At 61.6% G+C, this 13,926-nt stretch carries 9 protein-coding genes and 1 pseudogene; 4 read left to right on the top strand and 6 right to left on the bottom strand.

What is annotated here, in order from left to right; translation table 11 throughout:
- Positions 1 to 95 precede the first annotated feature (95 nt).
- The 4 genes and pseudogenes from AAE027_RS05090 to AAE027_RS05075 form a co-directional block, all read right to left on the bottom strand.
- A pseudogene (locus tag AAE027_RS05090) lies at positions 96 to 313 on the bottom strand (MFS transporter); the annotation flags it as partial.
- 51 nt (positions 314 to 364) lie between these two features.
- Positions 365 to 3,604: an efflux RND transporter permease subunit gene (locus AAE027_RS05085; protein ID WP_370985769.1), complete on the bottom strand. Its 3,240-nt coding sequence runs from the start codon at positions 3,602 to 3,604 to the stop codon at positions 365 to 367.
- 3 nt (positions 3,605 to 3,607) lie between these two features.
- On the bottom strand, positions 3,608 to 4,816 hold the full coding sequence (locus AAE027_RS05080; RefSeq protein WP_370985767.1) for an efflux RND transporter periplasmic adaptor subunit: 1,209 nt from the start codon (positions 4,814 to 4,816) through the stop codon (positions 3,608 to 3,610).
- A 36-nt stretch (positions 4,817 to 4,852) separates the two neighbouring features.
- Positions 4,853 to 5,134, bottom strand: coding sequence for a metal-sensing transcriptional repressor (locus AAE027_RS05075; RefSeq protein ID WP_091889643.1), 282 nt, complete (start codon positions 5,132 to 5,134; stop codon positions 4,853 to 4,855).
- Between the two features lie 190 nt (positions 5,135 to 5,324).
- Between AAE027_RS05075 and AAE027_RS05070 the strand changes: the two genes are divergently transcribed.
- From AAE027_RS05070 to AAE027_RS05060, 3 genes are all read left to right on the top strand, one after another.
- Entirely contained in the window at positions 5,325 to 6,092 is a 768-nt protein-coding gene (locus AAE027_RS05070) for a sulfite exporter TauE/SafE family protein (protein WP_370985765.1), read from the top strand.
- Positions 6,093 to 6,170: 78 nt separating this feature from the next.
- The gene (locus tag AAE027_RS05065; protein ID WP_370985764.1) at positions 6,171 to 7,208 is read left to right on the top strand and encodes a Cj0069 family protein; all 1,038 of its coding nucleotides are present in this window, start codon (positions 6,171 to 6,173) and stop codon (positions 7,206 to 7,208) included.
- A 567-nt stretch (positions 7,209 to 7,775) separates the two neighbouring features.
- Entirely contained in the window at positions 7,776 to 10,178 is a 2,403-nt protein-coding gene (locus AAE027_RS05060) for a 3-keto-alpha-glucoside-1,2-lyase-like domain-containing protein (RefSeq protein ID WP_370985762.1), read from the top strand.
- A 509-nt stretch (positions 10,179 to 10,687) separates the two neighbouring features.
- Here AAE027_RS05060 and AAE027_RS05055 read toward each other — a convergent pair.
- Positions 10,688 to 12,577, bottom strand: a complete 1,890-nt coding sequence (locus AAE027_RS05055; protein ID WP_370985760.1) for an FTR1 family protein — start codon at positions 12,575 to 12,577, stop codon at positions 10,688 to 10,690.
- Between the two features lie 381 nt (positions 12,578 to 12,958).
- Here AAE027_RS05055 and AAE027_RS05050 point away from each other — a divergent pair, with 381 nt between their 5' ends.
- Positions 12,959 to 13,441 (top strand): Vgb family protein, encoded by a 483-nt coding sequence (locus tag AAE027_RS05050; RefSeq protein WP_370985759.1) that lies wholly within the window; start codon positions 12,959 to 12,961, stop codon positions 13,439 to 13,441.
- Here AAE027_RS05050 and AAE027_RS05045 read toward each other — a convergent pair.
- Positions 13,417 to 13,926 (bottom strand): copper chaperone PCu(A)C, encoded by a 510-nt coding sequence (locus tag AAE027_RS05045; RefSeq protein ID WP_370985758.1) that lies wholly within the window; start codon positions 13,924 to 13,926, stop codon positions 13,417 to 13,419. The two genes, AAE027_RS05050 and AAE027_RS05045, sit on opposite strands and share 25 nt — an antisense overlap.

Here is a 13,926-nt window from a genome sequence, read left to right as displayed (position 1 = left end):
TTGTTCACTTCAGCTTGATCGGGTTCCCGCTCACAGCTCTCTGTAGCGGCAACATGCGGCCAATCACGTTTCGCTCTCACAGCCTGATTTCAGCGCGCGCGCATAAGTTCCATCGCGATCAGGAACGGCCGGCGCGGCAGATGGCTTGCCAGGCTACCGGCGATTGGCGCGATGCCGACACATATGATCTTGATCGCAAGTGCAGTGCCAAGCACGGCCCCGCCTTGTCACCGGCGATCTTGAACGCCAGCAAGCCGAGCGAGACGGTCATCAAACCCGTGCCAATCAGGGCGATCACCTGAGCAGCAAACAGGTGGCGTTAGGTTCGGTTGGCAAGGACTGAAAGCACGATAGGCCCTCTGGTCTATTCGGCTGCGCGTCGCGAGAGGAACTGATCGGATCTCTTCAATCGCAATGACCGTCGCGCGAAATAGGCATAGAGCGCCGGCAGAACGATGAGCGTCAACAGCGTCGCCGTGAGCAATCCACCAATCACCACAGTGGCCAGCGGCCGCTGCACCTCGGCGCCCGTTCCCGTGGCGAGCGCCATGGGGACGAAGCCGAGCGAAGCGACCAAAGCAGTCATGATCACCGGTCGGAAGCGTATTAACGCCCCCTCTTCGATCGCTGACCGAAGTTCGGCACCGTCCTCGACCAGTTTGCGGATCTGGCTCAACATCACGAGCCCGTTCAGGACGGCGACACCCGACAACGCGATGAAGCCAACCGCAGCCGAGATCGAGAACGGCATGCCACGCAGCCATAGCGTGACAATACCGCCGGTCAGAGCGAGCGGAACGGCGCTGAAGACCAGAAGCGCATCGCGCGCGGAACCCAAGGCGCCGAACAGCAACAGGAAGATGAGAAGGAAGCAGCCGGGCACCACGACCATCAGCCGCTGCCGCGCGACGGAGAAGTTCTCGAACTGTCCTCCCCAGGCCAGATAAGTCCCAGGGGGAAGCTGGACCTGTTCTGCGACCTTGGCCTGTGCTTCGGCGACAAGCGAACCGATGTCCCGGCCGCGAACCTCAGCCGTCGTCACCACCCGGCGCTTGCCGTTTTCGCGGCTGATCTGGTTGGGCCCCTCGGTCTGCTCGAAAGATGCCAGTGTGCGCAGCGGAACGGATGCGGCAGGCGCATTCGGATCGGCGTGCGGCAACGGCACCGGAAGAGCCTCCAGAGCGGCAATGTCAGAACGCAGCTTGTCGTCGAGCCGAACCACGATCTGGAAGCGGCGGTCACCTTCGAAGACAAGCCCGGCCACCCGGCCTCCAACAGCCGTCTCGATCAAGTCCTGGATGGTCGCGAGGTTAAGGCCGCGGCGGGCGATCTCGGCCTTGTCGATGCGGATTTCAAGGAATGGAAGGCCGGTCGTTTCCTCGACCTTGACACTTTCGGCGCCCTCGATGCGACGCAGCACATTGGCGATCTCCTGCGCGGTCCGCTGCATTTCGCTGAAATCGTCGCCGAACACCTTGACGGCAAGATCTTCCCGGACACCCGCGATCAGCTCGTTGAACCGCATTTCGATGGGTTGGGAGAAGCCGACCTTGTTGCCCGGCAACTTGGTAGCTTCTGCCTCGATCTGCCTTATCAGGTCGTCCTTCGACAGTGACGGATCCGGCCATTCGCTCTGCGGCTTGACGATGATGTAGGTGTCGGAGGCGCTCGGGGGCATCGGATCGGCGGCGAGATCGGGCGTTCCTGTGCGCGAGAACACGAAGGAGACCTGCGGAAATTTGCTGATCGTCCGCTCGATCAGGAGCTGCATCGCTTGAGCCTGCGACAGCGCCGTGCTGGGCACGCGCTTGACCTCCATGACGATGTTCTTTTCGTCGAGCGTCGGTGTGAACTCTTGACCAAGTCGACCAAAGAGAATCACCGCACCGACGAAGAGAACCACCGCCGTGGCCATGATCGGCCGCGGCGACACCACTGCCCTCGCCAGGACTGGCGCATAGAGTTGCTTAAGCCAATGGACAATTGCGTTTTCCTGTTCGCGCACCGGCTTGGTCATCGCGATCGCAATCGCCGCAGGCACGAAGGTCAGTGACAGAACGAAGGCCGCAACAAGCGCGATCATCACAGTCAACGCCATCGGCTCGAACGTCTTGCCTTCGACGCCGGTGAAGGTCAGCAGCGGCACATAGACCAGGATGATGATGAGCTGGCCGTAGACCGTGGGTCTGATCATCTCGATCGCTGATACCGTCACGGTGTTGAGCCGCTCGGCAGGCCTAAGGGTCCGGCCGAGCTCGCGCTGGCGTTCTGCCAGATGGCGCAGGCTGTTCTCCGTGATGATGACGGCACCATCGACGATCAGGCCGAAGTCGAGCGCGCCAAGGCTCATCAGGTTCGCGCTGAGCTTGGTCCCCAGCATGCCAGTTACCGTCAACAGCATCGCGACTGGGATGACGCCAGCGGTAATCAGCGCCGCACGGAAATTGCCGAGCATCAGGAAGAGCACTGCGATCACCAGCAGCGCACCTTCGGCGAGGTTGGTTGCAACAGTCCGAATGGTGGCGTCAACCAACTGCGTGCGATTAAGCACGGTCCGCGCCTTGATGCCCGGCGGCAGCGTGCGGCTAATCTGCTTGATCTTGGCGTCGGCAGCGGCTGCCACCGTGCGGCTATTGCCGCCGATCAGCATAAGAGCGGTTCCGAGCACGACTTCTTGCCCATCGACGCTGGCACTGCCGGTCCGCAGCTCGCGCCCGATCTCGACATCGGCGACGTCCTGGATGCGCACGGGAATTCCTCCCCGCGTCGTCACGACAATCTGCCTGATGTCCTCGAGGTTCTCGACCCGACCGCTGGCGCGGACCACGACGCCCTCGCCGTTCTGCTCGATGAAGTTGGCGCCGCGGCTGACGTTGTTGGCCTCGATCGCGGCGATCATCTGGCTGAACGATAGCCCATAGGCGTTCAGCCTGAGCGGATCGGGGTGCACCTGAAACTGTTTAACGAACCCGCCGATCGCATCCGCTCCGGCCACGCCGGGCACTGTCTTCATTTGCGGGCGGATGGTCCAGTCCTGCACGGTACGGAGATAGACGGTACGCTGAAAGTCATCCGTCAACCGCTCGCCTTCGGGCGTGAGATAGCTGCCATCGCTCTGCCACCCGGGCTTGCCGTCCTCGGTCGGTCCCATCTCGCCCGGCTTGGCGTATTCGACAGCCCACCAATAGATCTCACCGAGGCCGGTGGAGATCGGCCCCATGCGAACGTCGACAGCGGGAGGAAGATTGCTTTTCGCTTCGTTCAGCCGTTCGGAAACCTGCTGACGCGCGAAGTAGATGTCGGTGCGATCAGCGAATACAGCCGTGATCTGCGCAAAGCCGTTACGCGAGAAGGATCGCGTCGATTCCAGGCCGGGCGTACCCGCCAGCGCCGTCTCCAGCGCGACTGTTACCTGCTTTTCGATTTCAGTTGGCGTCAACGCCGGGGCGGTCGCGTTGACCTGCACCTGTACGTTCGTGACGTCGGGAACGGCATCGATCGGTAGTTTCGTCATCGACCAAAAGCCGGCTCCAGCGGTAACCAGCGTCACCAGCACCACGAGCCAGCGCCGACGAACTGAGAAGTCGACGATCCAGGCAATCATTACTCAGTCCTCGTCGCGGGGCTTCGAGAGCTCTGCCTTCAGCGAGAACGTATTTGACGCGGCGATGGTCTCACCAGCAGCAAGACCAGAGGCGATCTCAATGACCTCACCGTCGCGCTCGCCGGGCATCACGCCGCGCACTTCGAACCCATCCTTGCTGCGAATGAAGACCACCCTCCGTCCATCCACGGTCTGAAGCGCGCCGATCGGCACCACGACATCTGCCCGGTGCTCATTCAGTGCAATCGCCGCAGTAACGAAGGACCCTGGCCGCCAGCGGCCGTCCGGATTGTCCATCGCTGCGACGACGCGCGCGCTGCGGGTCTCCTTTTCAAGCAGCGGCGACACGAACACGATTTTGCCAAAAGCGGTTTCCGGCATTCCCCGCCCCGTGATCCGGACAGTTTGGCCCTCTTTTATCAAAGGCAGGTCGCTGGACGAGACAGCCAATTCCACCCATACGCGGCTCAGATCGACGATGACAAAGAGCTCGGTTTCAAGATTGTCGCGGCCGACTGCCGTTCCGAGTTCGACTCTGCGTGCGGCAACCCGGCCCGAGATCGGCGCGCGAACGTTTTGGCTCCGCAGCGAGATCTCTGGCGCCTGCGGTAGACCGGCGATTTCATTTTCCTGCACGCCCAACGCCAGCAGCTTTTGGCGGGCGATGTCCAGGCGCATGGCGGTCTGCGCTGCCGCATTGCGGGAACGAATATATTGCAGCTCCGGCGCTGCGCGGCCTTCCCACAATAGCTTGTCTCGTCCTGCGAGATCTTGTTGCAGTTCGTTCGCAAGTCGAGCGGCCAGATATTCGCTCTTGGCGTCCGCAACTTCGCGGCTCTCAAGCGAAGCCAGGATTTCGCCCTGTGCGACGACATCGCCGATGTTCTTGCGAAGCTCGGCAACGGTGCCGGACAGCTTCACTGAGACGTGCGCAACCCGGTCCGCGTCTGGAGCAACGGTTCCGGGCACCAAAAGTCGCCTAGCGATGCTGCCCGGTCCAACCTGCACTTGCTCGATTTTGGCGAGACCAATTCGCTCGTCATCCATCCGAACGACCGGCGGACGTTGGGCCTCGGGTGTTTTGGCCTCCTGCCGCGGCTGCTCGGCGGCAACTCCCACGGCCTTCCGCAGGGCCGGCACGCCTGGTGCCCAAAGGGCAGATGCGACGCCCGCTGCGAACACCGCGACCAGGATAATCGGTCGGAAGGACATACGTTTCTCTTCAATATCGGCGCAGTGCGCCGCCGCTCAGAGGTAACGCGAGATCGCCTTGAATTCGGCGAGCACGGTCTTCGTGGATTTCGACGAGCCCCCGTTCGCTGCCGCGTCGAGGCAATTGTCCACGTGATCGTGGATGAGCGCCCTCTTCGCCTCGCCGATGGCCTTCTCGACCGCATGAAGCTGCTGAGCGAGATCGAGACAGCCGCGCCCCTCGCCGAACATCTCGATGACCCTGTGGAGGTGCCCCTCGGCGCGCTTCAGCCGCTTGACGATCTCCGGATGACTTTCGTGAACGTGTTCTTTCGCCATGCCGTATCCTATCCCCCCCGAAGGGATATGTCGAGACGTGAACTCTGGTGCTATCTTGTAGGTAGATCAAGCAATTGACCCTTCAGACAAAAAAGTCGCTCACCGCATACAACGTCAATTGAGCTTTCTCGGCGTTCGGACTAGTGTGTCTCTGGGGATGTAGCAGCCTCCCCGTCAAGTGGGTCATCCCATGCAAGAGCTGTTCGCTTTGTTTTGGAGCGAACACATGGATGGGATGTCTTTTGAACTTCCGCTTTTCATCGTTGCGACCTTCGCCGGTGCGCTCGTTGCCGGCATGTCCGGGTTTGCATTTGGCCTGATCGCCGCCTCGATCTGGCTCTACATCCTTACTCCCGTGCAAACCGCCAGCTTGATCATCGCCTTTGGGCTGATCGTGCAGGGGTACTCCGTATGGAAATTGCGTGGCGCTCTGGACTGGAGACGGCTCTGGCCGTTCATCTTTGGCGCGGCACTCGGCGTACCGGTTGGGGTAACAATGTTGACCTGGGGCGATCCTGGCCACGTCCGCGCGGGTGTCGGCGTGTTTCTCGTTCTCTATAGCCTTTATGCCCTGTTTCGTCCTGCGATCGAGCCCTTGAAATCACAGGGCACCGCAGTCGATGCCGTTGTCGGATTCCTCAACGGGGCGCTGGGCGGCATTACTGGGCTCGCCGGAATCCTCGTCACGATCTGGTGCGGACTGCGCGGGTGGCCCAAGGATGTGCAGCGTGCAGTGTTTCAACCCGTTGCGGTGGCGACGTTCCTGGTGAGTGCGCTTTGGATCGGCGCCAAAGGTGCGTTGAGCGCGGAGACGATCAAGCTCTTTCTGATCGGATTGCCGGCCCTGTTCGCCGGCACTTGGCTTGGTCTCAAGTTGTTCGGCCGTGTCAGCGAGGCCGCATTCCGCAAGATTGTATTGGTGCTGCTGTTGGCTTCGGGCGCGGTCCTGATCGTCTAGCGTTGCGCTGGCCTGGCCCTTGTTCTGTGCAGAACCAAAACACCATCATATGGATCAATGAATCAGGAGCCGCTTTCCATGCTTGAACCCACAGCTCGCCTCGGCCGCATCGCTATCCTGTGGCGCGGAGATGAAGCAGCGCGCCACAGCGCCTCACCAGAGACCAGCCGGTTCAGTGCCGTATTCGCGGCGCTCGCCGATGTCGGCGTTGATGCGGAACCGGTGGTCTATGAGGACGATGTCCTCGACGCCGTCCGAACGCAGCTCGCCACGTTCGATGGCGTGCTCGTCTGGGTCAATCCGATTCACGAGGGGCGCAACCGCGCCAATCTTGACGCGCTGCTGCGCGAGGTCGCGGCGCGCGGCGTCTGGGTGAGCGCCCATCCCGATGTGATCCTCAAAATGGGCACCAAAGAGGTGCTCCATCGCACCCGCATGATGAGCTGGGGCTGTGACACGGCCCTCTATCGAACGCTCGGGCAAATGAGTGCGGAATTGCCCTTGCGACTCGCCGCCGGTCCGCGCGTGATCAAGCGCAACCGCGGTAATGGCGGCCAGGGTGTCTGGAAAGTCGAGGCGCTGGCAAGCCCACCCGACGGGCTGATGGTACGCGTGCTTGATGCCACCAAGGAAGGATCGGAGGACATCGCATTGGACGAGTTTCTTAAGCGGTGCATCGAGTATTTCGAAGACGGTTCTGTGATCGATCAGCCGTTCCAGCCACGCCTGAGCGAAGGGGTGGTCCGCTGTTATATGGCAGGCGATCGCTGCGCCGGCTTCGGCTATCATAAGGTCAAGGCGCTGGTTGACGAACCGACCGCGCGCGCGAAAGCCGGACCGCGGCTCTATGCCAACAAGGCCGACCCGCGCTTCCAGGGCCTGCGCCGGTTGATGGAAGACGAGTGGACGCCGCAGCTGACTTCCTTGCTGGACATCCCGATGAGCGATCTCCCGATGATCTGGGATGCAGACTTCATGCTCGGCCCGCCTTGTTCCGACGGGAGCGACAGTTACGTGCTCGGCGAGATCAACGTCAGTTCAGTCTTCCCGATCCCGGATGACGCGCCGGCAGAGATCGCCCGCCGCGTCGCGGATAGACTGCAGGCGAAGCTCTGAAGAGCCGACTATTTATAGTTTGGGAAGCTGACCACATCACGCTGCTCGGCTCCGGCGTGCAGCCAGCGCAGGCGCTGAGTGTCTCTTTGTTCGCTCGCGCTGACGATGCGATCGAGCGGCAATGCATTTCGGTCTGGCTCTCGGTTGACCGGCGGCTCACTCACAAGGCCGCTATGCGCCCAAGCGGCCCTCCCGGCCAAGTCGCAGCTTCACCCGCAGACGACTGGCAGCATTTCTGTCGTTCTGGCGCTTAGGTCTGCTTCTGTGGAGCAGCTCACTGCAACCGCCGCGAAGTCTATCAGCCCTGCGAGATCACCCGCGGGGTCACGGAGCTGAAATCGCACTCATGTGTGAACCGGCTCACCAATCGTGTCGGCAATTTGTCGTATCATTTCTCCCCGATCGCGCTCCAAGCGTGTGGCAGGTCTTCGTCGCGTGTCTCGCTTGACCCCTGAGGCGCCTCCTCTGCCTTGCTGCGGAGGCGCGGCCTAACGATCGAAAGCGACACGGCCGGACCAAACCGTCTCGCGCACCGCGGCGATCTCAACGCTTCGAAAGGAACTCTCCATGCTCACCTTTCTGCGGCAAGACCCTTCCATTCCGGTCGATATCCAAGACACCGAGCTCACGCGGGATCTGCTCGGCCGATACGTGTGCAGCACCTATGACGAAGCAGCGAATAACGGCGGCAAGCCGTTTGATGTAGTTGTCATCGGCGCAGGCATGTTCGGCGCCTATGTCGCCGACAAGATCTATCGCGGCAGCGCCGACCAGAACCTCCGGGTGCTCCTGCTCGACGCGGGAGGCTATTTTGCTTCAACGCACGTGCAGAACATGCCGCATCTCGGGCTGAATGCGCCGGATACCGCGCTGGTCACACGTAACGATCAAGATCCGGGTGGGCGCAATGGCGTCTGGGGCATTCCTTGGCACAGCAACGAGCCGTTCACCGGGCTGGCCTACTGCCCGGGAGGCCGATCGCTGTTCTGGGGAGGCTGGTCGCCGCGGCTCACGCCGGCTGATCTGGCTGCGTGGCCCAAAGGCGCGCGCGACTTTCTGACAGCGAACTACCCGGACGTCGAGTTCGAAATTGGCGTTCAGGACAAGGCGGACTACCTCTCGGGTCCGCTCAATGCGGCGGTCAATGCAGCGCTCCAAAGCGTGGCGGGCGGCGCGAACATTCCCAATGTGACCGTCGATGTCGTCGAAGAGGCCCCGATCGCGGTGCAGGCAGGCTCACCGGGGCCCGGCCTCTTTTCCTTCGACAAATTCAGCAGCGGACCCATGCTGCTGGAGAGCATCCGCGACGATATCGCGAAACGTTGGACGTTGAACGATAATTCGCGGCGGCGATTCTTCCTCGTTCCGCGGTGCCACGTGATCCGGTTGCAGAACAGCGGGGGCAAGGTCACGGGCATCGATCTCACCTACAATGGTCAGTTTCGATCGCTCTCCGTTCCGACAAACCTCAGTCCCGATTGCCAGGTCATTCTGGCGGCGGGGACGATCGAGTCGACACGGCTGGCGATCGAGTCGTTCCCGATCAATCGTGGTGCGTACAACATGGGCGCCAACTTCATGGCGCATCTGCGCACGAATCTGACCGTGCGCGTCAAGCGCAGCGCGCTCGGGCTCGGAGCGGTCACCACACTTGAGCAGGGCGGAGCCATCGTGCGCGGCGAGATCACGAATCCGGACGGCAGCAAACGCCGCTATCATTTCCAGGTGCTCGCATCGGCCGAGAAAGGACAGAACCCGGAAGCAACGATGTGGACCATGGTGCCCGACATCGACCTGTTGCGGAACCTGCTTTCGAACGAGGACCCGGATTGGGTGGCGATCGTTTTTCGCGGTCTCGGTGAAATGGACGGCGACAAGAGCGCAGGCCCGGGCGGCGTCACGAGCTTCGTGAATCTCACCAATGCGGCCGATCCGCTTCAAAACGACGGCATGAGCGCGCGCGCGTGGGTCAATTTCACGCCGACGCCAAATGACTACGCGGCCTGGAGCAAACTCGCCAGCGCGGCGGTCAGCCTGGCCGGACGCCTCGGCAAGAACGCCGGCGACGTTCAGTACCTGTACAATGGCGGCTGGCAAAGCACCCCACCCGCCGATCCGTTTGGTGCCACCAAGGACAAGTTGGGCAATACGCATCACGAAGCGGGCACGTTGTGGATGGGCGAGGATCCGGCCACATCGATCACCGACTCCAACGGACGATTCCATCACATCTCCAACGCCTATGTTGCTGGCCCTGCTGTGTTCCCCACCGTCGGCTCGGCGAATCCGTCTTTGACCGGCCTTACGCTCGCGCGTCGGACGAGCGCGGCCGTCGTTGCGGCATCGACGCCGACGCCTTTGGCGCGTTTCAAGCCGCTCTACGCAGGAAGCTTGGCAGACTGGCAGATGTCGGGGTCCGGAAGCTTCCTGCAGGTGTTCGACATTCTCGAGTCCGTCGGCGGGCCCGGATTGCTCTGGTACACGCGCGAGAGCTTCTCCGACTTCGTGCTCGAGCTGGAATGGCAATACGCCAACCGCACGGACAACTCCGGCGTTTTCATCCGCGTGCCCAACCTGAACAGTTCGAATCCGAACGATTGGACGGCCGCAATCGACCAAAGCTACGAGATCCAAATCGATCCCCGTGGATACAACTCCGAAAAGAATATGGAGAACGATCCGCTGCGAAGCACGGGCGCCATTTACAACATCAGTGCCGCGACCCGCAGCGATGTTGCGAAAGGCCCGTGGCAATGGAACAGGTTCCTGATCGAGGCGGTCGGAAACCGCATCAAAGTGACGCTTAACGATGTGCTCGTGAACGACTTCACGGATCCCACGTCCCGGTCTCTTCGCGGCCACATCGCGCTACAAAACCATCACGATGGATCGAAGGTGCAATTCCGCAACATCCGCATCAAGACGGTGTTGCCGGGAGTCACCGAGCTGCCTGTCCCAAGGGTCGCCTAGTCTTCGCCGTTCTGCACAAGATGGGGCGCTCCGCTGGAGCGCCCTTGGCAGTTGCGCGATCTGCGTCGGAGGGCGGTCGCATTTGCTGTGATTTCAATGGCTTATCGAAATGGGCAAACGCGTAAGTGCATTTTCGGGCCTATAGGCGCTTTTCAGGCACAGCTCCAAAGCTCTGAACTAGGTCGGGGTTTCGGGATGCCACGCCTCGCCATCGACCCGCCGACACACCGCTGGACTCTGCCCGTTATTTGGACAGATGCCACGGCGAAGCCACGTGTTCACGCCACCCGCCACTGAGATTTCGGCCAATAACCGCCGTCAAACTGGCGGGGCTGGCACGGCGTTCTGTGGGCGTCTGCGGAGAAGCCGTATGATCGGAGCCTGCGGCTGCGCGGTCAGAGCTCCGTTCCCCGTCCCCGTGGCCGAGCAACTCTTTGCGTTCGCCGGTCAGTTGCTGCAGCGCTGACCGACTTTCGTCATCCTGGTCACTGCCACCGCCAGGCCTCATCCTATGCGACCTTTCGACGATTGAGGCCGAAGCCTATCGCCAGAGCCGCAATCATGAGTAGCTGGGCCGCGACCGTTTGCGTGGTTGGGAACAGACCAACCAACGAGATGCGTGGCACCAAGCGTAACGGCGCGATGCTAACGATGCCGGCCTCTTGCAGGGCTGCGATGCCCTTGCCAGCCAGCACGACCGTCAAAACCGCCATGAGCCATGAACTATAGGTGAAGAACTTGCCGATTGGCAGCCGGCGGCTATAGCGCAGCATCGCCCACGCGATAAGCGCCAGCGCCGCGCACGCGCTCAGCGCGCCCGCGAGTATCGTGCCGCCGTTTCCCTGGGTCCATAGCGCCGCATAGAAGAGGATCGTCTCGAATACCTCGCGGTAAACCACGATGAAAGCGAGCCCGAACAGAAACCAGGCCGAACCACCGGACAATGCCTTCGCCATCTTTTCGCGAATGTAGCGCTGCCATTGATCGGCGTGCGCCTTGCCGTGCATCCAGATGCCAACCGAGAGCAGGACAACGGCGGCGATCACCGACCCGAATCCCTCCGTCAGCTCCCGGCTCGCGCCGCTGATTCCGATCACCCAGGTCGCGATGACCCAGGTTGCGAAGCCGGCGACGAGCGCGCCCACCCAACCCGCATGGACGTAGGGCATGACCTCTATCCGCTCAGCCTTGCGGAGGAAGGCGATCATCGCAACGACGATCAGCAGCGCTTCCAGTCCTTCGCGCAGTAGGATCGTTGCCGCTCCGAGAAACGTTGAGAGGCCGCTTGCCGCATTGGGGGAAAGCGACGCCTCTGCATCGTCAAAAAGATCGTCGAGGACCTGTACGCGATCGGCGAGCGCATCGGCATTTTCTCCGCTCTGGATGGCGGCACGGTAGTCGCCCATCGCGCCCTCGATCCGCTCCAGAAGCGCACGATTGCGCGCCCCCAGCGCCGGTTCGACCGGCTCAAACCCATCGAGATAGGCAGACAAAGCCAGTTCGCCCGCATGCTGGCGGTCCCCCGCACGATAGGCGGCAAGGCTCGCGGTCAAGCGGCCGCGCACCAGCGACAGGGATCCGGTCTGCTGCTGCGTGACGGTTTCTGGATGGCGACGCAAATAAGCCATGAGAGCGTCGGCCTTGTCCTGTCCGATCTTGCTCGCGAGCGCTGCGGGCGTCGTCCCGACGAGCGTCTTCAGATCGGGAACGAGCCTATGAAGCGAGGCGTCCTGCTTCCACAGCCGCTCGCCTTCGGCCGCAGCGACATCGTGGAAGGCGAAATGACCGGCGTAGAGGGCCAAAGCCCAACGATCATCAGTCGGAAGACCCTCGAAGCTCGGCATCGCCGTACCATCAAGACCCTGGGTGATCACCTGGTAGAGCGCGAACACGCTGCGCTGGCGAGCGCGCTCGGCGTCCGTGAACGCGATGGGCGGCGTATCAAGCTTGACGGCATCTGGTCCATGGCCGTCGCCCGCGTCTCCATGGCAGGCGGCGCAGTTCTGACCGAACAACGCTGCGCCGCGTGCGAAGTCCGGAACCTTGTTCGGCGCCAGCGGCACGGGGTAGGCCGCCAGCAACGCAGCCGCCAGGCCATGCGCTATAGCTGCTACTTGCTCGGCGTCAGACTTGTCTGCGATGGCGCCCTGCAGGCGGGCAGCTTCCGTCGCAAGCGCTTGCCGTTCCGGCTTAGGTGGGAGTGCAGCGATCTTTGCGGCAACGGTCGCCGCGAACTCATTCTGCTCGGCATATTCGGAAGGGCTTAAGACCGAGCCATGTGATACGGCGCCGGCGTAATCCACCGCAATGTAATCCAGCAGTCGCCACGTGGTTTCGACATCGCTCGTCTCGGCCCTCGCTGCGCCGCAGAATACCAGAGCGACCAGCGTGGCAAGCACTGCGAGACGCGGCGGTAAAGATAGCATGCTCACCGGGATGCCAAATTGAAGGTTGGGTCCGAGGACGGTCGTACCGCCGGTTTCGGATCGGTGCAATTTGAGACGTTCTAATTCAGCTCCAGGTCAACTTCTTTTGAGGCATGTGCGCCGGCCTTCTCGCCGCGGTAAGCGCTCCGGCTAACCGCGCCGGGCGAGTAGCGGCGACGACAGCAAGCGTCGCCTTTGCGCCATCGGCTCCGCCCTTCTCCGGGGCGCCAGCAAGTAACGCGATACGGCGTCCGAAAGACTGCTAGACTTAAGTTTTGGAGTTCGTGAGATCGTGCTTCGGCGCAAGGCCCACCCTACGTGGAGAAGGCCATGAGATTTGCGGTCGCTTCATTGTTGCTGGCAATTGCGCTCGGATTGGGTGCGGCCGTGGGAATTATGCCTGCTGCTGCCCAGACCTTCACTGAATTCATGCTGCCTACCGCCAGCCGTCCGTCCGCAATCACCACTGGGCCAGACGGTGCGCTCTGGTTCACCGAGGCAGCGGGCAAGATCGGGCGAATGACCATCGATGGCAGCATCACCGAATTCCCGATCAAGGGCGGCGGCGTTTTGCATTCCATCACGACGGGGCCTGACGGCGCGCTGTGGCTCACCGAGTTCACGGCGAAGAAGATCGGGCGCATTCCGACGACCGCCACCGTCGAAAACCTAAAGCTGACCGAATTCGCAATCCCTGGATCGACGGGACCACTTGGCATCACGACCGGGCCAGATGGTGCCTTGTGGTTCACCGGGCGACAGATTGCCGGTTCGGCTGGAGGCCGCATCATCAGGCTCAAGCTCAACCAACCTCATTCCTTCATCGTGTCGTCGTGATGATGCATCATGGGAGCCATGTCACTGGGCCGCATGGCGCCGACCTTCGCAACCGGAACCGTGACGTCGACTTTGCCCGCCTTGGCAAACGTCAAACTTAGAGAGAAAGTCTGACCTTCTTTGAGCGGCTGCTTCAAGTCGACGAGCATAATGTGCATGCCGCCCGGATCGAATGTGGTCTTTGCATGAGGTACCAGATCGACGACGGGCATTTCGCGCATACGGGACATGCAATTCTCTTCTGTGGTGCTGTGAAATTGAATCTTGTCCGCGACGGGTGTTGTCGCCCCCAACAACTGGTCTGGAGATTCGCCGTTATTGATCAATGTAAGGTATGTTGCGCCGGTCTTGGCTCCACCGGGCGTCGCTCGCGCCCAAGGTCGCTCGACTACGATTGAGCTCGAACCTGACATTTGCGCGTTAACCTGAACGCTGGCTGCCAAAACGAGTGCGATGCTCAAGATCAGCTTGAATGGTCGTTTCAT

The organism is Bradyrhizobium sp. DN3 (genome assembly GCF_041357655.1).
In the GTDB taxonomy this organism is placed as follows: Bacteria; Pseudomonadota; Alphaproteobacteria; order Rhizobiales; family Xanthobacteraceae; genus Bradyrhizobium.
This window is presented reverse-complemented; position numbering and strand designations above follow the sequence as displayed.